The 21,361-nt window shown below is 42.6% G+C and carries 18 protein-coding genes; 12 read left to right on the top strand and 6 right to left on the bottom strand.

All coding sequences use genetic code 11. The features are described 5' to 3' along the window. Positions 1-71 precede the first annotated feature (71 nt). Together purL and ACKGJO_RS01410 are read right to left on the bottom strand one after the other, a co-directional pair. The gene (purL, locus tag ACKGJO_RS01415) at positions 72-2,309 is read right to left on the bottom strand and encodes a phosphoribosylformylglycinamidine synthase subunit PurL (protein ID WP_411321616.1); all 2,238 of its coding nucleotides are present in this window, start codon (positions 2,307-2,309) and stop codon (positions 72-74) included. Between the two features lie 583 nt (positions 2,310-2,892). Beyond that, positions 2,893-4,164 (bottom strand): acetyl-CoA hydrolase/transferase family protein, encoded by a 1,272-nt coding sequence (locus tag ACKGJO_RS01410; protein ID WP_411321615.1) that lies wholly within the window; start codon positions 4,162-4,164, stop codon positions 2,893-2,895. A 222-nt stretch (positions 4,165-4,386) separates the two neighbouring features. Between ACKGJO_RS01410 and ACKGJO_RS01405 the strand changes: the two genes are divergently transcribed. The 8 genes from ACKGJO_RS01405 (at position 4,387) to ACKGJO_RS01370 (ending at position 12,697) form a co-directional block, all read left to right on the top strand. Further along, the gene (locus tag ACKGJO_RS01405) at positions 4,387-4,851 is read left to right on the top strand and encodes an RrF2 family transcriptional regulator (protein ID WP_411321614.1); all 465 of its coding nucleotides are present in this window, start codon (positions 4,387-4,389) and stop codon (positions 4,849-4,851) included. Continuing rightward, entirely contained in the window at positions 4,851-7,442 is a 2,592-nt protein-coding gene (locus ACKGJO_RS01400) for a heavy metal translocating P-type ATPase (RefSeq protein WP_411321613.1), read from the top strand. The genes ACKGJO_RS01405 and ACKGJO_RS01400 overlap by 1 nt, the downstream gene beginning before the upstream one ends. After that, positions 7,433-7,615 (top strand): cbb3-type cytochrome oxidase assembly protein CcoS, encoded by a 183-nt coding sequence (gene ccoS / locus ACKGJO_RS01395; protein ID WP_411321612.1) that lies wholly within the window; start codon positions 7,433-7,435, stop codon positions 7,613-7,615. The genes ACKGJO_RS01400 and ccoS overlap by 10 nt, the downstream gene beginning before the upstream one ends. After that, positions 7,616-9,820: a cytochrome-c oxidase, cbb3-type subunit I gene (ccoN, locus tag ACKGJO_RS01390; RefSeq protein ID WP_411321611.1), complete on the top strand. Its 2,205-nt coding sequence runs from the start codon at positions 7,616-7,618 to the stop codon at positions 9,818-9,820. Between the two features lie 5 nt (positions 9,821-9,825). Continuing rightward, positions 9,826-10,017, top strand: coding sequence for a cbb3-type cytochrome oxidase subunit 3 (locus tag ACKGJO_RS01385; RefSeq protein WP_411321610.1), 192 nt, complete (start codon positions 9,826-9,828; stop codon positions 10,015-10,017). Next, positions 10,014-10,610 carry a cbb3-type cytochrome c oxidase N-terminal domain-containing protein gene (locus ACKGJO_RS01380; protein ID WP_411321609.1) on the top strand — a complete coding sequence of 199 codons (597 nt, stop codon included), beginning with the start codon at positions 10,014-10,016 and terminating at the stop codon, positions 10,608-10,610. Before ACKGJO_RS01385 ends, ACKGJO_RS01380 begins: the two co-directional genes overlap by 4 nt. 160 nt (positions 10,611-10,770) lie before the next feature. After that, entirely contained in the window at positions 10,771-12,240 is a 1,470-nt protein-coding gene (ccoG, locus tag ACKGJO_RS01375) for a cytochrome c oxidase accessory protein CcoG (protein WP_411321608.1), read from the top strand. Between the two features lie 4 nt (positions 12,241-12,244). Then, positions 12,245-12,697, top strand: coding sequence for a FixH family protein (locus ACKGJO_RS01370; protein ID WP_411321607.1), 453 nt, complete (start codon positions 12,245-12,247; stop codon positions 12,695-12,697). Positions 12,698-12,708: 11 nt separating this feature from the next. Here ACKGJO_RS01370 and ACKGJO_RS01365 read toward each other — a convergent pair whose 3' ends face one another. Next, entirely contained in the window at positions 12,709-13,413 is a 705-nt protein-coding gene (locus ACKGJO_RS01365) for an HAD family hydrolase (protein ID WP_411321606.1), read from the bottom strand. Positions 13,414-13,536: 123 nt separating this feature from the next. Here ACKGJO_RS01365 and ACKGJO_RS01360 point away from each other — a divergent pair, with 123 nt between their 5' ends. The 3 genes from ACKGJO_RS01360 (at position 13,537) to ACKGJO_RS01350 (ending at position 15,424) form a co-directional block, all read left to right on the top strand. Beyond that, the gene (locus tag ACKGJO_RS01360; RefSeq protein WP_411321605.1) at positions 13,537-14,127 is read left to right on the top strand and encodes a LemA family protein; all 591 of its coding nucleotides are present in this window, start codon (positions 13,537-13,539) and stop codon (positions 14,125-14,127) included. Between the two features lie 93 nt (positions 14,128-14,220). Beyond that, the gene (locus ACKGJO_RS01355; RefSeq protein ID WP_411321604.1) at positions 14,221-14,679 is read left to right on the top strand and encodes a TPM domain-containing protein; all 459 of its coding nucleotides are present in this window, start codon (positions 14,221-14,223) and stop codon (positions 14,677-14,679) included. Continuing rightward, positions 14,672-15,424 carry a TPM domain-containing protein gene (locus ACKGJO_RS01350; protein ID WP_411321603.1) on the top strand — a complete coding sequence of 251 codons (753 nt, stop codon included), beginning with the start codon at positions 14,672-14,674 and terminating at the stop codon, positions 15,422-15,424. Before ACKGJO_RS01355 ends, ACKGJO_RS01350 begins: the two co-directional genes overlap by 8 nt. Positions 15,425-15,494: 70 nt before the next feature. Here ACKGJO_RS01350 and ACKGJO_RS01345 read toward each other — a convergent pair whose 3' ends face one another. The 3 genes from ACKGJO_RS01345 to ACKGJO_RS01335 form a co-directional block, all read right to left on the bottom strand. Beyond that, complete coding sequence (locus ACKGJO_RS01345; RefSeq protein ID WP_411321602.1) at positions 15,495-16,718, bottom strand: trans-sulfuration enzyme family protein; 1,224 nt, start codon at positions 16,716-16,718, stop codon at positions 15,495-15,497. After that, positions 16,702-17,187 carry an Lrp/AsnC family transcriptional regulator gene (locus ACKGJO_RS01340; protein WP_411321601.1) on the bottom strand — a complete coding sequence of 162 codons (486 nt, stop codon included), beginning with the start codon at positions 17,185-17,187 and terminating at the stop codon, positions 16,702-16,704. The genes ACKGJO_RS01345 and ACKGJO_RS01340 overlap by 17 nt, the downstream gene beginning before the upstream one ends. 195 nt (positions 17,188-17,382) lie before the next feature. Continuing rightward, positions 17,383-18,627: a glycerate kinase type-2 family protein gene (locus ACKGJO_RS01335; protein ID WP_411321600.1), complete on the bottom strand. Its 1,245-nt coding sequence runs from the start codon at positions 18,625-18,627 to the stop codon at positions 17,383-17,385. Between the two features lie 248 nt (positions 18,628-18,875). On the opposite strand from ACKGJO_RS01335, the gene ACKGJO_RS01330 reads away from it, so the two are divergent. After that, entirely contained in the window at positions 18,876-21,341 is a 2,466-nt protein-coding gene (locus ACKGJO_RS01330) for a polysaccharide biosynthesis/export family protein (protein ID WP_411321599.1), read from the top strand. Positions 21,342-21,361: the final 20 nt, after the last annotated feature.

Here is a 21,361-nt window from a genome sequence, read left to right as displayed (position 1 = left end):
AGGGACTAGAAGAACAGCTTGCTGTTTCTTACGGGTAGGAAAGTGATTGCACCGACCTCCCGTCAACAAAATTACCCCGCCATAGCCTTTGGCAACACACCCTCGTATATCTCTTCGGATTCCGAAACATCAATGGAGATCAGATCTTTGATCGAGAGTTTATTTCCTTTCACAACGCCCAATTCATAGAGTGGAACACCGGCTTCATCAAAGTGATGTTTCACTGTTTGAAGCTCAGGTGCCGGAATAGTGATAACAACCCCGGATTGGGCTTCGCTGTAAAGGACTTCATGGGTTGAACCGCCCAATGTTTCAACTGACAGTTCAGCTCCTTTTTTACCAAATATGGCCATTTCAGCCAAGGTTGTCGCAAGGCCCCCATCCGACAGATCATGAGCAGCATTAACAAGTCCCAGTTTGATCGCTATTAACAATGCTTCCTGTAGTTTAACCTCAAAATCGAGATCGATCTCGGGGGCGTCACCGGTTGTCAATCCGTGGATAGTCTTAAGGTATTCACTTCCACCCAATCCTTTTCTGTCAGCTCCGAGGTACAGCACAATATCTCCCTCATGTTTGAATGCAGGTGTGGTTCGGTGTTTTTCAACATCTTCTATAACGCCCAGCATGCCAATGATCGGGGAGGGGAAGATCGCACTCTTTGGATTTTCATTGTAGAAACTGACATTTCCACCTGTTACCGGAGTGTTCAAGGCGCGGCATGCATCGCTCATTCCCCCAAGAGCTTCCTTGAATGTCCAATACACTTCAGGTTTGTACGGATTGCCAAAATTCAGACAATTGGTGATAGCCATAGGCTTAGCCCCTGAACAGACAACATTTCGTGCCGATTCAGCTACAGCGATCTGACCTCCTTTACGAGGATTCAAATACACATACCGGCCGTTACAATCTGTTTTGGCTACCAACCCTTTTTTAGTTCCCTTAATGCGGATCACACCGGAATCTGATGCGCCAGGGCCTGTAACGGTATTGGTTCTGACCATAGTATCATATTGCTCGTGCACCCATTTCTTTGAGGCGATATTCGGTGAGCCCAATAGTTTCTTCACGATTCCGTCGTGGTCGTCTGAATGTTCAAGGGAATCTGAATCAAAATTCTGAACTTCGTCCAGGTAACTCGGCTTTTTAGTTTCTCTTACATACTGTGGAGCACCCCCACCCAGAACCAAATGCTCGGCCGGGATCTCAGCTTTGATCTCATCTTCCTTCCAATAGGTAACTTTATCACCTTCCACAACTTCACCGATAACCACACCGTGCAGATCCCATTTTTCATACACATCGATCACTTCCTGCTCTCGTCCTTTCTCGGCTACGATCAGCATGCGCTCTTGACTTTCGGAAAGCAGTAATTCATAAGCAGTCATACCATCTTCACGTGCCGGAACTTTATCAAGATCGATCTTCATCCCCTGTCCGCCTTTGGCTGTCATCTCAGAAGTGGAGCATGCAATTCCGGCTGCCCCCATATCCTGCATACCTATTACTGCACCGGTTTTAAGAACTTCCAGGCTCGCCTCAAGTAATAATTTTTCAGTGAAAGGATCACCCACCTGAACACTCGGTCGCTTGGATTCGCTTTCCTCACTGATCTCTTCTGAGGCAAAGGTCGCACCATGAATACCATCACGCCCCGTACTGGCTCCTACAATGATCACCGGGTTTCCAATTCCTTTTGAAATAGCAGAGGCCGTCTCCCCCTCCTTCACCAATCCAATACTCATTGCATTTACAAGGGGGTTTCCTTCATAACTTTCATCAAAAACCACTTCTCCGGCTATCACAGGCACACCGAATGAGTTTCCGTAATCACCGATACCTCTTACTACGCCATCCAAAAGATACCTCACCCGCGGATTTTCCATGGAACCGAATCGAAGGGAATTCAAACTTGCTACAGGTCGCGCACCCATTGTAAAAATATCACGATGGATACCGCCGACACCCGTTGCTGCCCCCTGATAGGGTTCAATTGCTGAGGGATGATTATGGCTTTCGATCTTAAAAGCACAACCGAGGCCGTCACCCAGATCAACCAGACCGGCATTCTCTTCACCGGCTGCAACTAAAAGGTTTTCGCCTTCAGAAGGAAGTTTTTTTAACTCGATGATGGAGTTCTTGTATGAGCAATGTTCACTCCACATCACAGAATAAACGCCAAGCTCTGTAAAGGTTGGAAAACGACCAAGTCGGGTTTTGATCATTTCAAATTCTTCTTCAGTAAGACCGTGTTCAATAGCGAGCCCAAGAGTAACTTCCGGGTTTGGAGTGAGATTGGCGGACATTTTTTAAACTTGTGATTTGAGATTGTCTTTTTTAGACTACTTAATATAGTCATCTGAGACGTTGAAGGTACGAACATTTAAGAAAAGCCTCTAACCGGTCTACTTAATTATAACGAACAATTTCCTGCTATTTATTGACTCAACTTAAACTCCGGTTCTTTAGCATGTTAAATAATTTCTCACCTCATAAACGGAACAGTATTTACATCGCTCTGTTAGTAGGCGTATTTTGGATGCTATCCTCATTTTCACCTATGCCTCAGATGTTTGTTCTATAGCTTCTGGAAGGGACCCTGGAATCATTAGGTATAGAAGCTGCAACCACTAAAAATGTCATTTATTTAGCAGCTGCAGGAATTCTAGCGATCTTGTTTAACATAAGCCGATCCAATATCGGAATGTTATTATTGGCTATTGGTGTCACATTTTTCATGACACCCCCATTTGCCTATTATGATAATATCATTCCTCAGGAGCCCTTTTTCATGCCGGTATTCTTATCTGGAATCTGCGTAACTTTGATTTTATACCTTTCAGGACTTCTTAAAAAGAACCAAAAAGCCGAATCCTGATTGCATTTGATTTACTTCCCAAATCGGTCATATAGTGACTCACTCAATTCTTCTCTGTGGTCCGGATGAGCGATATTCACCAATGCTTCCGCTCGCTGACCCATGTTTTTTCCATACAGGTTAGCGATACCGTATTCAGTTACCACATAATGTACGTGAGCCCTGGTTGTAACCACACCCGCTCCCTGTTTTAGATGGGGAACGATCCGACTGATACCTTTTCGTGTAACTGATGGTAGTGCGATGATAGGTTTTCCGCCCGGTGAGAGGGATGCTCCCCGAATAAAGTCCATTTGTCCGCCAACGCCTGAGTACTGATAGGTTCCGATTGAATCCGCACAGATCTGTCCGGTTAAGTCCACTTCTACAGCACTGTTAATGGCCGTAACTTTAGGGTTTCTTCGAATTACTGCGGTATCATTTATATAGGCAATATCCAGCATAGCTACTGCCGGATTATCATCTATAAAGTCATAAGTTTTTCGTGTACCCATCACAAAACCACTGACGATCTTACCCGGGTGAATTTTCTTTTTCTTACCGGTTATTACCCCATTCTCAACCAACTCGATAACTCCGTCGGAGAACATTTCAGTGTGGATCCCCAGGTTCTTATGGCCGGTCAGGCTTTTCAGTACCGCATTTGGAATGGCTCCGATACCCATTTGCAGCGTGGCACCATCATCGATCAGCTCAGCACAAAACTGACCTATACGCAGCTCGGCTTCATCAGGCTCCGGTGCCGTTTGTTCGGGAAGTGCGTCATTAACTTCTATCAGAGCGTCGATCTGTTTGATATGGATCAACCCGTCGCCATGGGTCCTTGGCATATTTGGGTTCACCTGAGCAACCACATATTTTGCTGTCTGAACCGCTGCTACCGTTGCATCAACTGAAACCCCCAAGGAACAATATCCGTGCTTATCCGGCGGGGAAACATGGATAAGAGCCACATCTAGTGGCATGATCTTATTCCGAAAGAGATTCGGTACTTCACTTAGGAATACAGGTACATAATCACCCCTTCCCTCGTTTATAGCCTTCCTAACGTTTGCCCCTACAAAAAGGGCATTCACAAAAAAGCTATCTTTATACTTAGGATCAGCATAGGGCGCCGGACCCTCTGTATGGAGATGCACAACCTCAACCTTCTTAAGTTCGTTGTGTCTGCGGGTCATAGCTTCTATTAACTGAACCGGTGTTGCAGAGACACCATGCACAAAAACCCTGTCACCTGATTTAATGATCTTTACCGCCTCATCTGCCGTTCTGTATTTGCTCATTACTCTGTTGATTGAATTATAATTTTGAACAGATGATAAACAACCATTGTGAATTTTTCTTTAAGGAGTATCAACCGATTATATGTAAACACTTGCCAAGCAAAGGATCACAAGACTGATTTCAGAAGAAAAAATATCCTTCAAATGATTGCTTCTGCAGAACATTATTCTTAAAATCTAATATCTGTATTAGAATTTAACTATCTGATTTATTTTCATCCTATGAGGCTAATATCCCAAGGCTCTCAATATGCCATATCGGCAATTATTGCGATATCAAAACAGTCCGGAGACGGAGCTGTTTCTGCTTCCAGTTTGTCCAAATCACTGAACTGCCCAACCGCCTACCTATCTCAGGTACTTGCTAAGCTAAAAGAACCGGGTATTTTAAAGTCTCAGCGTGGACTCAATGGCGGTGTTTATTTAGCTAAACCGATCGATCAAATAACGATGATGGATGTGATTTCCGCCATCGACGGTACCGAATTTTTTGATAAATGCTTTATGGGAATTGAAGGGTGTGGACATGTTGAACCCTGCCCTTTTCATGAGTTCTGGTCTGCTGAAAGAAAGAAAATTGAAAACTGGCTACGGAAAACTACATTTGCTCAGGTTGATGAAAAAATGACACAGGCCTGGTTCGATCTGCGCTTGCAATTTTCAAGCGGGGTTCCTTCATTAAGCTAATGCAGCCAACTGTTGAAACCATATCATCTGAGATCTGTTACCATTGTGGCGAGGACTGCGCTGATGAGACTATTCATTATGACGAGAAACCTTTTTGCTGTAATGGCTGCCGTTCAGCTTATCAGCTTTTAGATGAAAGTGGTCTTTGTTCTTACTACGACCTTGATGCCAATCCGGGCATAAATTTAAAGAATACCAAGCACCGCCCTCGTTTCGATTATCTTGAAGATGAAGAAGTCATCGAACGTATTTCAGAATTTCGTGATGAGAACAAACTTTCACTTAGTCTCTACATTCCCAATATACACTGCACATCCTGTGTATGGTTACTTGAAAATCTTCAGAAACTAGACCCGGGTGTGCTGCAAAGCAGCGTTAATTTTCTGAAACGGGAATTGTCTCTTCTTATTGACACTGAAGCCACTTCCCTACGTAATGTAGTTGAGCAATTAGTAACCATTGGTTACGAACCTGAAATCCGGCTTGATAAACTTGATTCTAAAAAAGATAGTTCTCATCAAAACCGCTCCCTTTGGCTGAAGATGGGTGTGGCTGGATTTGCATTCGGAAATATTATGCTCTTCAGTTTTCCGGATTACCTGGATACAACCGGAAGCGGATTGGGCGGAAATTTTCACATTTTCTTTGGTGCCTTGAATATCATACTTGCTATACCGGTATTGGTTTACAGCAGCAGTGATTATTTACGATCCGCCTTTGCCGCCATCAAACAGGGAGGTATTAACCTGGATGTTCCGATAACTATAGGTATTCTGGCCCTGTTCAGCCGTAGTGTTTACGAGATAGTTACAATGACAGGAACCGGATATATGGATTCGTTTACCGGCCTCATATTCTTCCTCTTGATCGGAAAACTGGTTCAGCAAAAAACCTTTCACCGTTTATCTTTTGACAGGGATTACCGATCCTATCTGCCAATTGCTGTAAATGTCATGGATGAACAAGGCCGGGAATACTCTCTTTCTCTTGATAAACTTGAGCCGGGCAGCAAGATTCAACTTCGTAATCAAGAACTTGCCCCCTGCGACTCAACCCTTCAAAATGACCAGGCTTATTTTGATTACAGTTTTATTACAGGGGAATCTGAACCGGTTTCAGTAAATAGAGGTGAGCGGGTTTTCGCCGGAGGACGATTGATCGGCAGTACTGCTCAATTATTGACCGAAGAACAGGTTGCCAACAGTTACCTCACTAAACTTTGGAATCATGAGGCTTTTCAGAACAACGAAAAGGAGCTGAAGCTTACTACTTTTGCTGACAAGATCAGCCCCTATTTTACCATGACCGTGTTGGGCATCGCCTTTATATCCGGATTTTACTGGCTACAAATATCAGGAATGGATGGTGCCTTGTCAGTCTTCACTGCTGTACTGATCATTGCCTGCCCGTGTGCGCTGGCACTTTCTACACCCTTTACTCTTGGTTCAGCTTTGAACGTGCTATCTTTGAACGGACTTTTTGTTAAGAACCACCTATTGATCGAGAATTTGTCAAAAGCATCCGCTGTCGTTTTTGACAAAACCGGAACACTCACAAACTCTGAGGCCTCCAATGCTCATTTTTTCGGCTCAGATCTTACACGCAAAGAAGAAATTTGGGTAAAGTCGGCCTGTAAAAACTCCATTCATCCATTGAGCCGAAAAGTAACAAACTATCTATCGACTGTCATTGCGAGGGATTCGGTGACCGAAGGGAGCAAATCCCGTGGCAATTTGCCTTCAATGACAACCGGGCTTCATCAGGGAGATCGCCTCGTCAAAATGCAATCGAATTTAGTATCAATACTTAAGACTTCTACTGATCACGAGCCTGAGATCAGAGCTTATAAAGAACAACCGGGCAAAGGTATCTTCGCGGATGTGGATGGGGCACTGATCTGCCTAGGTTCCAAAGCTTTTCTGGCTGAACAATCCGGGATTCAAGTTGAAAATATACCGGATCCAAATTTCAGCGGATCGACTGTACATCTTTCTATAAATGGTTTGTATAGGGGATACTTTGGCATAAAAGCCGGATTGAGAATTGGTATTTCTGACCTATTAAACAAACTCAAAGAACAGGTCCGCTTATTTCTCATCTCCGGAGATAATGAAGGTCAGCGTCAGGAATTTGAGAATTATTTCAGTGATAGCGGTTCTCTGCTGTTCAACCAAAAACCGGAAGAGAAATTAGAGTTTATCACATCATTACAAAATGAAGGACATTCTGTTGTCATGGTGGGCGATGGTTTGAATGATGCCGGAGCTCTTAAAAAATCAAATTTTGGGATTGCTTTGGCAGATGATGTCAGCTCTTTTGCGCCTGCATGTGACGCTATAATGGAAGCTGGTTCACTTAACAAACTTCAAAGTTTTATCGATTTTTCGAAAAGCAGCATGAAAATCATCATCGCAAGCTTTATACTTTCACTGCTTTATAACACCATTGGTTTGGGATTTGCTATCACCGGTCACTTGTCACCTTTAATAGCCGCAATTCTAATGCCACTGAGTTCTATAAGCGTAATGGTATTCACCTTTTTAACCACACGATATTTTGCTCGTAAAGGAGGACTGACAATATGGAAGTGATCTATATGCTGATCGGTTTCAGTCTGCTGGTAGCCCTGATCTTTCTAGGCCTGTTTTTCTGGGCGGTTCGGTCAGGACAATTCGATGACCAATATACCCCTTCTATGCGTGTGCTCTTTGATAAAAAATCTTCAGATAAAAAAACCAATAACCAAAAACATCGGGATGAGTAAATGTCATCATCAACGCTAGAAACCTTTCATTACGATAACGATATTGTCCGAAAATTCGGAGTTGCCTCGCTGGCGTGGGGCCTCATCGGCTTTATTGTTGGGCTAACAATTGCCCTGAAATTGATCTGGCCGGATTTTCTCGGCTTTATACCTGAACTGAGCTACGGTCGGCTTCGACCGCTTCACACCAATGCAGTGATCTTTGCCTTTGCCGGTAATGCTATCTTTTATGGTGTGTATTACTCGTTGCCACGGCTCACCAAAACTCCAATGTGGAGCCAAAAACTCAGTCAGATCCATTTTTGGGGCTGGCAGGCTATCATCGTATCTGCCGTTTTAACGCTTCCTTTTGGTTTCACCACCAGTAAAGAATACGCTGAACTTGAATGGCCAATTGATATTGCTATCACCATTATTTGGGTGATCTTTGGTATCAACATGATCATGACCATCATGAAGCGCCGCGAAAAGCATTTATATGTAGCCATCTGGTTCTACATCGCAACCTTTGTTACAGTAGCAGTGCTTCACGTAGTGAACTCGTTTGAAGTTCCTGCAACATTACTTAAGAGTTACCCAATCTACGCAGGTGTACAGGATGCCCTGGTACAATGGTGGTACGGACACAATGCGGTGGCATTTTTCCTCACTACCCCATTCCTGGGGATCATGTATTACTTTATCCCGAAAGCGGCGAACCGGCCGATCTTTTCGTACCGGTTATCTATTGTCCACTTTTGGTCCCTGATCTTTATTTACATCTGGGCCGGTCCTCACCACTTGCTTTATACAGCACTTCCGGGTTGGGCCCAGGCTTTAGGTACAGTTTTCAGTTTGATGCTTATTGCACCAAGTTGGGGAGGTATGCTTAACGGTCTGCTTACCCTCCGTGGTGCATGGGATCGTGTTCGTGAAGACCCGGTACTTAAATTCCTTGTTGTTGGAGTAACCGCATACGGTATGGTAACTTTTGAAGGCCCGATGCTTTCAATTGCTAACGTAAACGCTATCGCTCACTACTCAGATTACATTATTGGTCACGTACACAACGGTGCCCTGCTCTGGAATGGCGGTCTGACCTTTGCAATGTTATACTACATCACTCCGCGTATTTACAAGACCAAGCTTTACTCTGTGAAGCTGGCTAACATCCACTTTTGGTTTGCCACAATGGGAGCCATTTTCTACGTGATCCCCATGTACTGGGGCGGTATCACTCAAAGTCTGATGTGGAAAGAATTCACAACTGAAGGCCTTCTTCAGTATCCAAACTTCCTTGAGACTGTAACTCAGATCATGCCTATGTATGGATTGCGTGCCATTGGCGGTACTTTGTTCATCATCGGTGCATCTTTTGGTTCTTACAACCTTTGGAAAACAGCCCGTCAGGGTTCTTTTGAAGCTCAGGAGGTAGACGAGGCACAAGGCATCATCGACCCGGCTGCCGGAACTAATGAAAAATGGCATCGTCGTCTGGAAGGGCGTCCTTTACAATTCACAGCTCTTACTTTAGGTGTGATCCTTATCGGTGGTATCATCGAGTATGTGCCTACTGCACTGGTTGATTCCAACGTTCCTACCATTGCCAGTGTAAAACCATATACCCCCCTTGAGATCGAAGGAAGGGATATTTACATCGCCGAAGGCTGTAATAATTGTCACTCTCAAATGATCCGTCCCTTCCGTTCAGAGACCGAACGTTATGGCGAGTACTCCAAGGCCGGTGAGTTTGTGTACGATCACCCATTCCTGTGGGGATCCAAGCGAACAGGGCCCGATCTGCATCGCATCGGTGGAAAATATCCGGATAGCTGGCACGTGCGGCATATGTACGATCCCACATCTACCTCACCCGGGTCAATCATGCCGGCTTACCCGTGGATGTTCACTCAAAAAGCGGACCTTGAAAGTATAACAAACCGCATCTCAGCATTAAGAACTGTTGGTGTTCCATATGCTGAAGGTTACGAGGAACTGGCTATGCGCGATTATATGGCTCAGGCTGATGCCATCGTAAATGGGTTGAAGCAAAATGGATTTGGTGAGATCGAAGGAATCGAAATAACCTCCGACTCCAAGATCGTTGCTATGATCGCTTATCTGCAGCGTATGGGTATTGATATCAAGGGCAATAAAAATCCCTGGGAAAACCTGCCTTCAAATGAACGCCTGCAAGCTAACTTTAAACCTCAGGTTGAGGACTGATCGTCATGTATAAAAACGTACTCCGTGCAATGGAAGACATCGGTATCTACCCAAGTATTTCTCTGATCATATTCTTCGGATTTTTTGTAGGATTAATAATATATCTGATCGTAAAAGGGAAAAAACACTGGGAAGATGCCGCTAACCTTCCTCTTGAAGATGACGATAATATGAACACTAAAAACTCTGAACAATGAAAGTATTTGACGACGAAAAAGATCTGTTGATGGATCACGAATATGATGGAATCCGTGAACTGGATAATCATATGCCTACTTGGTGGCTGTGGCTGTTTTACTTTACAATCGCGTGGGGCGTAGGATACATGGTATATTATTATATGCTCGGCGGACCTACTCAGGAAGAATTGTATGAGCAGGAAATGGCGGCCGCGGCCGAACAATATGGCCTGGAACCTCAGGGTGAAGAGGGTGCGGCCCCTGTCCAGTTTACATGGGAGTATCTTGAGGATCAGGAACGCATCGAAGAAGGCCGTGAGATCTATATGAGCAATAATAATTTGTGCTACACATGCCATGGTGAAAACGGACAGGGTCTGGTAGGCCCCAACCTCACAGACAACCTTTGGATCCATGGATGCAGCGCTGAAGACGTAGCAAAAAGCATCATTGAGGGCTACCCTGACCGCGGTATGATCGCATACGGTAGCGGAGCACGGATGACAAATGAACAGGTTCAAAGCGTGATCAGTTACATCGCTTCCATTCAGGGAACCGAACCCGCTGACCCAAAGGCTCCGGATCCAAGAGCCACTGAATGTAGTTTGTAGTATTTGAAAAGTGGCGGGGTAAGGATCATATAACTCCGTCACTTTTTATTTAAAATTCATAATTTCATCAAGAACGAAAAGTATTTTAAAAAGAGAGTTAGAGTTTATAACAAGCAAAAGTTATAACCCTATTTTAGTATTTTCAGTATGAGGTAAATAAATGGCTAAACAACAAGATGAGCGCCGCATAGATCAACAAAGTTTCCGTGATCACCTTTCTACGGTTAATGAAGAGGGAAAGCGAAATTGGATCTATCCCAAAAAACCAAGTGGTAGATTTTATACCGCAAGAAATATTGTAGCTGTTTTACTCCTGGCTTTCTTTTTCAGTGGCCCATTTATCACCATAAATGGCAATCCTCTTCTTTTACTGAATATACTTGAGCGTAAGTTTGTGATCTTTGGTGTGACATTCTGGCCACAGGACCTGCACCTCCTCCTTTTTGGCATGCTAACCTTTATACTCTTTATTGTACTCTTTACCGCCGTGTTTGGCAGGCTTTTCTGCGGATGGGCATGTCCCCAGACCATATTTATGGAAATGGTTTTCAGGCGCATCGAATATTGGATAGAAGGAGATTCCGTAGCGCAGATCCGCCTCAATAAGCAGGATTGGAACTTTGAGAAGATACGTAAAAAGGTAAGTAAACACGCTGTTTTCTTTGGTCTTGCCTTTTTGATATCTAATATGTTTTTGGCTTATATAATCGGAAAAGACCAGTTATTCGAGATTATTACAGACCCACCATCAGAACATGCCGGTGGGTTGGCAGCCATGATCATCTTTAGTACAGTATTCTATGGAGTCTTTGCCTTTATGCGTGAACAGGTTTGTCACTTTGTGTGTCCCTATGGCCGCATGCAATCAGTGATGCTCGACAATAACTCCATCAACGTCATGTACGATTATGTTCGGGGGGAAGAACGAGCCACCGTCAGAGACCGATATCAGTTGGAAAACAGAAAAGCTACGCTTGAGGATCTTGGATTCAGCGCCGATTCTGAGTTTGGAGACTGCATTGATTGTTATCAATGTGTTAAAGTCTGCCCGATGGGAATTGATATTCGAAATGGGACACAGCTTGAGTGTGTGCACTGTACCGCTTGTATTGATGCCTGTGATTCTGTTATGGATAAGATCGATAAACCAAGAGGCCTGATCAGGTATTCATCAGAGAATGCGATCCGTGAAGGCAATCAAAAAGTACTAACGCCTCGTGTTGCCGGTTATTCCGGTATTTTGTTGGTACTTTTAACCACATTTATCACCTTACTGACTTTGCGACCCGATACCGAAACAACCATATTGCGTGAACCGGGAACTTTATATCAGGAATTGCCCGGTGATCGCTACAGTAATATTTATAATGTCAAAGTATTGAATAAGACATTTGAAGATATTCCTGTTGACATAAGGTTAGTTGCACCGGAAGGAAATATTGTTTCGTTGGGATCCGTTGATATGGTCGAATCTCAAAACTCTGCAGAAGGCCGCTTCATGGTTCAATTATCAGCTGAAGAACTGACCGGGCCCCAAACTGAACTAACCTTCGAGGTTTATTCAGGTGATGAAAAGCTGGAAACTGTAACATCCGGATTCTTAGGTCCGGCTAATATTTACAATGAATAATTTTATGAAAGAGAAATTTAACTGGGGATCCGGAATAACCATTGCCATCGTAGTTTTTGTATTGGCAACCCTTAGTACCGTAAGTTATTTAATCAGTCTTGATTTTTACCTGGTTTCAGAGAATCATTATGAGGAAGGCGTTCAGTATCAGGAAACCATTGATGGTATTCAGAGAGCTAAAAATCTTGACACGCCAGTTCTTATTTTATTTGATGAGCCGACCGTTTCCATCAAGATCATTTTTCCGCAGCCCTTAATTACGGATTCACTGTCAGGACACGTTACTTTCTACAGACCTAATGATTCCGAACAGGATCAGCGATTCAAACTTCAGCTAGATGAGGATGGAAGACAATCCATACCGGTTTCTGATCTCGAGGACGGTCGCTGGAAACTTACCCTGGAGTGGAAATCTGACTCTCTGACCTACATCGACGAAAAGAATATTTTCATCTAATAATGTTACATCTAATCGATATTCAGTGATTTCAGAAGATCATTGAAGTCATCGAATATCAAACTTGCCAGCTTATAACCCTGTTCAACAGGATTTTGTGTATACCAGGCAACTTTCCAGTTCGCTTTTGCTCCGCCAACCACATCAGAGGCAAACGAATCGCCCACGTATAAAATATCCTCCCGATTCACCCCGGCCAATTCCGTGGCATGATCAAACACTTTAGGATGGGGCTTCATCTCTCCTACTTCTTCCGAAATGACAATATTTCTAGTGGTTTCCCTCAATTTGAATTGATCAATCTTCAGTTTCTGGGTTTCAGAAAATCCATTGGTTATGATCCCAACATCAAAATTATCAGAGATCTTTTGATATGATTTCTCGGCTCCATCTAGCCATTCCCAGTGATTACGATAATAGTTCATATACACCTTCCCTGCTTCTTCATGCATCTTTTCATCTAACCCAAGATCCCGAAATGTTTCCTGAAATCTGCGCCTATGAAGTTCATGACGATCAATTTGCCCACGGCCGTATTCACCCCACAAACCTTTATTGATATGATGATAAGTGTCTAGCAGCTGAACATCTGATATTCCATTGAACATCTCGAAGTGCTTATGTACGTCCCGAAGTCCCGCCTCCTCTGCCTTTTTGTGATCAAGAAGAGTATCGTCTAAGTCAAAATAAATGAATTTAGGATTGAGTTGTGACAATGGAATAGTTTTTGATTATTGTTAACTGTATTAAAATTCAGATAAATTTATTTAACAGTTACTTAAAACAATTAATTTATCTGTTCGTATAGGGGCAACAAATAAACCACAAATTAAATACTCATGAAAGCAAAATTTTGGATCATTATCGGAGTGCTTGCACTCCTTGTTTTTTACGGAATCAGTGTTAATAATAACTTGGTAACAGCTGAGGAAAATGTAAACGCAGCTTGGGCTCAGGTTGAGAATCAATATCAGCGCAGAGCCGACCTGATACCTAATCTTGTGAATACGGTGAGAGGTGCAGCTGATTTCGAATCAGAAACCTTACAAGAAGTGATTGAGGCACGCAGCAGGGCCACATCCGTAAATATTGATGCCAACGATCTCAACAATCCACAAGCCTTCCAGCAATTTCAGGAGGCACAGGGCCAACTGAGCGGGGCTTTATCACGACTGCTGGTAACAGTAGAACGATATCCTGAACTTCAGGCCAATCAAAATTTCAGGGACTTACAAGCTCAACTGGAAGGAACAGAAAACCGGATCTCAACTGAACGCATGAGATTTAATCAGGCTGCACAGGAATTCAATACTGAAATTCGTCAGTTCCCAAAAAGTATGTTTGCTTCCATTTTAGGTTTCGAACAAAAAGAATATTTCCAAGCTGATGTAGGAGCCGAACAAGCTCCTGAAGTAGATTTCAGTAATTAAAATAATCGACAAAAAATGAAAGACATGAGATTTTAAATACTAAAGATCGGTCTTTCATCTTAGGTCAAAAATCTTACGTCTCATATAAAACGTATGGCAAAATTTCTATCACCGGAACAGGAAGAACACATTGTTGAAGCTATTCAAGAAGCAGAAGAAGCTACATCAGGTGAGATTCGTGTTCATATCGAAAAAAAATGCAAAGCAGATGACCCCATCGAACGAGCCAAGCAAGTTTTTGCTGAACTCAAGATGCATGAAACAGAATTCCGAAATGGAGTGATCGTTTATGTAGCCTGGAAAGATCACAAAGTTGCCATTTGGGGAGACAAAGGAATTCACTCTAAAGTGGGACAATCATTTTGGGACGAAGAACTGGAACTGATCCTTAAATACTTTAAAGCCGGCGATTATCAAACCGGACTTACAGAAGTAGTGCTTCAGATCGGCCAAAAATTGAAAGAGAGCTTTCCTTTTGAGCAAAAAGGTGAAGTTAATGAACTATCCAATACCATCAGCTACGACAAAAATGAAGGAGAAACGGATGCGTAAGCTCCTATACCTTATACTTTTTGCAGGAATATCCTTATCAGCGTCAGCACAGGATTTCTTACCTGAACGCCCTGTCGGGATGGTAAATGATTTTGCGGACATGCTAACTTCATCTGAAGAAGATCGGCTAGAGAAAAAGTTGAGCAACTATAGAGATTCAACTACTAATGTGATTGCCATTGCAACACTTGAGAGCCTTAGAGGATATTCAGAAGAAGAAATTGCAACTACACTGTTCAATAACTGGCGTATGTGGGAAGGTGAACGCTATAATGGCGTTTTGATCTTAGTTTCTGAGCAAGACCGGCGTATGCAGATCGAAGTTGGCTACGGTCTTGAAGGGGCCATTCCTGATGCTATGGCTAACCGTGTCTATGCCGATATTCTGGTTCCCAGTTTTAAGGCCGGTAATTTCTATAGCGGACTGGATCAGGCGACAAACGTTTTGATCGATCTGGCGGCCGGAGAATTCAAAGGATTCCCGAAAAGTCAGAAAGAATCTTCCGGAGATGGCTTTCCTATTGACGTGCTCATCATTTTTATCATTATCATCTTTATCTTACTCACACGCGGTAAAGGAGGAAAAGGTGGACGCAAGCATTCTATTGGTTCCAGCGGCATCATCTTTTATGGTGGTGGCTTTGGAGGCCGTGGTGGCGGTGGAAGTGGAGGTGGCGGTTTCGGAGGCTTTTCAGGCGGAGGCGGATTTGGTTCAGGCGGTGGCGGCGCCGGCGGTGGCTGGTAACCTTGAGATTATGAGTTTTGAATGTTGAATTTTGAACCAGTTTACCAATTCAACATTCATCTTTTACTCATTAAGAATTACCCATAGCTTGTTCGAGGTCGGCAATGATGTCTTCAACGCCTTCAATACCAACAGATATACGAACTAATCCATCAGTAATTCCCGCGGCTTTTTTGATCTCCTCATCCACAATTGAATGAGTCATAGAAGCCGGGTGCTGAATAAGGGTATCTACAGCTCCCAAACTTACTGCAAGGGTGCATAATTCCACCTTATTCATGAGTGACACACCTGCCTCAAAACCTCCCTTCAACTCAAAAGTGATCATTCCTCCAAAACCATTATTCATTATGCTTTTTGCAAGTTCATGCTGAGGATGTGATTTGAGTCCAGGATAAAACACATGCTCAACTTTTGGATGAGCTTCCAGCCATTTTGCGATCTTCATTGCATTTTCGTTATGCTGCTTCATACGAATTGGCAACGTTTTAATTCCGTTAGTTGTTAACCAAGCATCCATTGGTCCGGCTATTCCACCAAGATTTTTGCGAAATAGAAAAGTATTGGATTCCTCAAACAATTCTACTTTAGCCACCATTGCACCACCGATCAAAGTTCCATGACCTCCCAGATATTTGGTAGTCGAGTGAACCACGATATCTGCACCTAAATCAAGCGGTTGCATATGATATGGGGTTGCAAATGTGTTGTCCACCATAAGAAGTGCATTGTAAGATTCAGCAAGCTGTGAGATCGCTTTGATGTCAGAGATCCTTAGCGTTGGATTTGCAATGCTTTCCAGATAGATCAACCTGGTATCAGAATGTTCTTTAAGCAGCTTTTCAATATTCCTAACATCCGAGGTATCTGTAAAAGAAACGGTGATACCCATGCCCGGGACTTCTTCTTTTAAAAATTGTGAAGTACATCCGTATAAATCGTTTTGAGCAATAATATGCCCCCCAAATGCAAAACTTATGATACCTGTTGAGATGGCTGCCATCCCGCTCCCAAATGCCATACCCATATAACTTTCCGGATCATTCAAACTGTAAGTCTCTAAAGCACAGATAGTACGTTCAAGCTCTTCCACTGTCGGATTTCCCAGCCTGGAATAAACGTGACTCGCTCCACCCTCTTCGTGGCGAAATGCTTTTGCACCAGATTCTACATCATCAAACATATATGTGGAGGTTTGATAGATCGGTGAAGTATGGGCTCCATACTGATCCTTATTTCCTTTTCCGCCATGAATGGCTGCTGATGCAAACGTTGGTTTAACTGTTGTCTTCATGATAAACTGGGATTGGAGATTGATCTTTGATGGTATTCAGTACAATGCTGGTATGAAGCCGCTCCACATCGGGTAGAGTGGTCAGCTTGTTTCGCATCAGTTGCTCATAATCCTTAGTGTCTTTTGCTACAACATGCAGCAGAAAGTCACCGTCTCCTGTTGTATGATAACAGGCTAGGATCTCAGGAATTTCCCGTATCGCCGACGTAAATTCTTCCATCAGGTTCAATTGATGAACCTTTAGTGTTACTTTTACAAATGCAGTGAACCCCCTGCCTACTGCATCTTTATTTACTTTTGCCGAGTAGCCGTCTATAACACCTTCACGCTCAAGTCGCCTTACCCGTTCAAGAGTTGGCGTTGTAGTCAGGCCAACTCTTTTTGCCAACTCATTATTGGGGATTCTTCCCTCCTGCTGAAGGATCTGGATGATCTGTTTGTCAATCTGATCTAATTTTAGATGGGCCATAGCAGAATAATTACTTAATTATACACTATAATTGTAACCAATTATTCTACCAATATCTATATATGGAGATTATTTGCCCTATAAAATACCATTAACAGATATTAATTCTAATTTTTTACCTAATACAGGATTTTATCCTTTAATTATGAAGAGCTTACCAAAACAACTTGTAGATCCATGGCGTTTTTTCCGGTTCTACCGGTTTTGATATGTGTCCATTTGGTTGTGAAATTCATAGGAATTGTATGCCTGAAGGAAATCTTCAGGCTCCAACTTCTGCTTTCTTGCTTTCAAAGTAGTCATAGAATTAACAATTGCACCGGCAGAATCTGTTGGCCCGTCGATTCCATCCGTAGCCAGACTCATGACAGAAATTGGATGTTGCCCTTCGATAGTTAAAGCTGCCATAAGAGCTAAATGCTGATTCCTTCCTCCTTTGCCATCTCCTTTTACATTTACAGTACTTTCACCAAAATAGATCAAAGCAGCCGGTGATTTGATGTTCCCTCTTTTACCTAAAACGGAGATGGCTTCACTGCAGATCTTTTTGGATAATTTTGAGATCTCCATGTCGTACGCTTTAGGTGAGATCTCAATGTTAAAACCCGCCTTCTCAAGCCTTTCACCAACATCCATTGCCAGCAATTTAGCAGCAGAAATAACCTCAAGTTTATGCTTCCTCCATTTTTTACGTGATGGCTTGGGTGTTTCCTCTGCATCTCCGTGCATACCTTTAGAGATATGTATTCTTACAGAGTGAGGTAACCTTGGCCAAATCTTATATTTCTTAACGATGGCAAAACACTCCTTGAACGTAGTTGGATCAGGAACCGTAGGTCCGCTTCCGATCACTGAAGGATCATCTCCCGGAACGTCCGATATTATTACAGAAAGTAACTTGTGCTCAGAAAGAAGCTTACCCAACCTGCCTCCTGATGTCTCACTCAAGTGTTTTCGAACTATATTGATCTCATGAATTGAAGCTCCGGAATTCAGTAACAATTTGTAGGTTTTACTTAAATCCTCTATTTCTATCTCACCGGCAGGTATACAAAATAAGGAAGACGCTCCACCTGACAGACAAAACAGAACCTGATCAGTTTCCGGTATCTTAGATGCAAAATCCATCAGTTCGTAGGAAGCAGAAACAGAATCATCATTTGGATAGGGGTGTGAACCTGTAAACGCTTGAATATATCTTAATTTATCAGGATTTGAATCTGTGATGATCAATCCGTCTTTGATTCCGTCTCCAAAATAATCCTCCGCCTGCCGAGCCATAATCATTGAAGCTTTTCCAGCTCCCAGTAACCAGATCGGTCTATCATTATCGATCTTTGAAAAAATCTCTTTTAGTTTAAATACATCACCGCCATCACCTGAAATTGTATTTGCGAGTTCACTAAGGATCTCCGATTGCAACTTCAAATTCTCTTTCATAAAATATTTATTCCTTTCTTTTTCTCATGTAAGACAAATTTAACAGCACCGGTGCACATCAACTGCAGAAAACAACAGATCATAAAGAAGATGCCACATCACAAGGAAACCCAGAGCCTTGCCAATAAACTTGACTACAGGAGAGTTCATTTTAGTGCTTTAATTATTTGTTTCTTAACTTACTACATTCATTGTTATTATAGCATATCGTACCTAAACTATCTAATTTCAAAATCTTTCGATACTGAATGCGACAAATTAAATACTTTGTTTTCGGTTTACTGTTTTCGATTTTATCCCTTCCCCTGCTGGCGCAGGATGTAGGAATCGACTTTCAGAATATTAAAGTTGATCAACTGAGTGACTCACAAATAAGCCAATTGTACCAACGCATGCAAGATCGTGGCTTGAGTATTTCCGAGGTTGAACAGCTTGCGTTGACGCGAGGAATGGACCCTGCAGAGGTCAGCAAGCTTCGCAGAAGAATTAATGATATAAGGTCAGGTTCAGGTGATTCTGACCAAACATCAGGTGAGGAAAGTGGCAGAATCCAAATGGGGCAACCGCAAGGGCAGCTCCCTCCGGGTATACAACCGCCATATGAAAGCGTTCGTGTTGACACCATGGATATGCTCCTTGACAGACAAGTTCAGGATTCTTCTACTGTGTTTGGAGCTAACATATTTACAAATCAGTACCTAACTTTTGAACCTTCTGTAAACATCCCCACTCCTGCTAATTACGTCTTGGGGCCCGGTGATGAGATTGTCATTGATATCTGGGGAGCTTCGGAAAATACGTATCAGCTTCCTGTAAGTCCGGAAGGTGCCGTTCGTATTAGTAGTCTTGGGCCTGTTTATGTAAGTGGGTTAACTATTGAGGAAGCTCGTGCACGTTTAACAAATAAACTTTCAGAGATTTATTCCGGTTTGAAAGGGGAAGATAAGAACACTTATGTGCAGATCTCACTTGGTGATGTCAGAAGTATCAAGGTAAACCTTATTGGCGATGTGAATGTACCAGGAACATATACACTTTCATCACTTTCAACGGTATTCAATGCCCTTTACGCAGCCGGTGGTCCCAATAAAGATGGAACTTACAGATCGATCAAAGTTCTGCGAGATGGTTCTGTTCACAAAGAAATAGACCTTTACGATTTTTTAATTAGTGGCGATCTATCCTCGAACATCACCCTTCGCGATCAAGATATTATTAAAATTGACCCATACATCAATCGAATTCAAGTGAAGGGAGAATTCAAGCAGAACGGGTTATTTGAAACATTGGATGGAGAAACATTTGAGGATTTACTCAGCTACGTAAGTGGATTCAATCAGTATGCCTATACCAAGCGCGTAAAGGTTGAGAGAAATACTGACACAGAGAAACGCGTACTTGATATCGCCTATCCGGATCAAGCCAATACGGTACTGCAATCAGGCGATATTGTTACCGCTCAGCGCATACTTGACAGATATGAGAATAGGATCGAGATCGAAGGGCCTGTTTTTCGCCCAGGTGAATATCAACTTGAAAAAAACCCAACGCTGCTTACACTCATCAATAATGCCGAAGGTCTTATGGGTGACACATTCATGGAAAGGGCCATTATATATAGAACACAACCTGACTACTCCATTGAGGCAATTCCCGTAAATCTAAATAACCTTTTAGCCGATTCTGCATCGCACGATATTGAACTGATCAAAGATGATCGCATCAAAATATCCTCAATTTTTGACCTTAGAGAATTTCAGACTGTGAAGATATCGGGTTCTGTGTTAAGTCCCGGAAGCTATCCCTTTGTGGATAACAGCTCCTTAAAAGATTTGATCTTTGAAGCAGACGGATTCAAGGATGAGGCAGCCCCATATAATATTGAAATAGCACGTAGAATAGACGGTGATCGTTCTGCTACCATCCATAACGAAATTGCGGAAATTATTAGCGTAAATATTGAAAATGGCCTTACCTATTCATCTCAGTTGGAGGAAATAGAACTCAAACCTTTTGACCAGGTCTTTGTACGAAAATCTCCGTCCTACGAAACCCAGCAAACCGTCAGAATAACTGGTGAAGTATTATTTCCTGGTGAATATGCAATACCATCCCGTGATTTTAGGTTAGCAGATCTGATAGAAAAAAGCGGTGGTCTCACTGAATTTGCTTATGCTGAAGGAGCTTCATTAACAAGAGATATTGAAGATGAAGTTGATCAAAGAGAAGTTAATTTAGCTGATTCAGTTCTTGATCAAAGAGTTCAATCTCTATCAAAAGTTGGTATTCGATTGCAAGATGCTTTGGGTAACCGAAACTCAAATTATAACCTGCTATTGCAACCTGGAGATGAGCTCAAAATACCAAAACGACTTGAGACGGTTCAGGTAAGAGGAGAAGTTCTTTATCCTATCAATGTCAGATTCGAAAACTCTAAGTCTTTTAAGAGCTATATTGGTTCTGCAGGTGGATTTACTGAGCAAGCTAATACCAAAAGGGCTTATGTTGTCTATGCAAATGGAGAAGTAGACAGAACTAAAAAGTTTCTCTTCTTTAGAAACTATCCTGATATACAACCTGGGTCAACCGTTATAATCCCTCCAAAAGAAGAAACACAAAAACTAAGTACAGCAGAACGTATCACCGTTCTTTCTACCATCGTATCTCTTGCAGCTATTGTAACAAACACGATATTCCAGATACGAAGAAACTAAACATCAAAAGAAAGGGGACC

Source organism: Gracilimonas qinghaiensis (assembly GCF_046602855.1).
Taxonomy (GTDB): domain Bacteria; phylum Bacteroidota; class Rhodothermia; order Balneolales; family Balneolaceae; genus Gracilimonas.
The sequence above is the reverse complement of the archived record's forward strand: the minus strand, read 5'-3'. Positions and strand labels throughout refer to the sequence as shown.